The 913-nt window shown below is 37.6% G+C and carries 2 protein-coding genes and 1 pseudogene; 1 reads left to right on the forward strand and 2 read right to left on the reverse strand.

The features are described from left to right. On the forward strand, window positions 1-297 hold a 297-nt coding region (locus SMIDD26_RS12475; RefSeq protein ID WP_246746837.1), incomplete at its 5' end, for a DNA-3-methyladenine glycosylase I. Window positions 298-381: 84 nt separating this feature from the next. Here the strand turns inward: SMIDD26_RS12475 and SMIDD26_RS00930 are convergent. Both SMIDD26_RS00930 and SMIDD26_RS12480 read right to left on the reverse strand, forming a co-directional pair. Beyond that, window positions 382-645: a SemiSWEET family transporter gene (locus SMIDD26_RS00930; protein WP_000166114.1), complete on the reverse strand. Its 264-nt coding sequence runs from the start codon at window positions 643-645 to the stop codon at window positions 382-384. A gap of 105 nt (window positions 646-750) precedes the next feature. Beyond that, window positions 751-913 (reverse strand): annotated as a pseudogene (locus SMIDD26_RS12480) (LD-carboxypeptidase); the annotation flags it as partial.

Here is a 913-nt window from a genome sequence, read left to right on the forward strand (position 1 = left end):
AATAGAGCCAAGATTTTTGCTACACGCGCTAACGCCCAAGCCTTTCTACAGTTACAGGCAGAGTACGGCTCTTTTGATGCCTATCTTTGGTCTTTTGTTGAGGGGAAAACTGTCGTTAATGATGTTCCTGATTATCGCCAAGCCCCAGCTAAAACACCTTTGTCTGAGAAATTAGCTAAAGATTTCAAAAAACGAGGCTTCAAGTTCACAGGACCAGTCGCCGTCTTGTCTTTTCTACAGGCTGCAGGGCTAGTTGATGACCATGAGAATGATTGTGAGTGGAAAAGCGGTCGTTAGTATGTACAGGTAACTAGCATATCTGAGAATATAGAAAAAAGCTGAGAAATTTTTCCCAGCTTTTTATATATACTATTAGATTTGTTAGAGTGAAGTCAAAAAAGTGATTCCACCTAAAATAACACCAGCTGAATTTGGAATGATTAGTATCCAATCCTTCTTAGGTTCCTTTGTCCATCCATAAATAACCCAGATTAAGCAAGATATAGCAGCTGATAAAGGTTGAAATGGTTGAGCTTTATTTCCCTGTAAATTAGCGATAATTTGAGGTATGTAGGCAATAAATACTATGATTCCAATAAAGGCACCAATAGAACCTACGATTCGATTAATTTTTTGTTTTGTCATATACACCTCCTTCAAAAGGATATCATAGAAATTAGCGAAATGCAATAAATTCAGATACAAATTGTAACGAAAACGAATACAAAAGCACAAAAATAGAGACACTATTTATTTTTTGTTATAGTCAAAGCGAATGACTTGCTCCTGTGCATCTACATAGGCATGGACTCCGAAGGGGACAATTGCTCTCGGAGTTGCGTGGCCGACATTCAGATTATAGACAATTGGAATATTGCTGTCAATGATATCCAATAGTGCCTCTTTATAGTCG

Source organism: Streptococcus mitis, from assembly GCF_001579035.1.
GTDB lineage: Bacteria > Bacillota > Bacilli > Lactobacillales > Streptococcaceae > Streptococcus > Streptococcus mitis_J.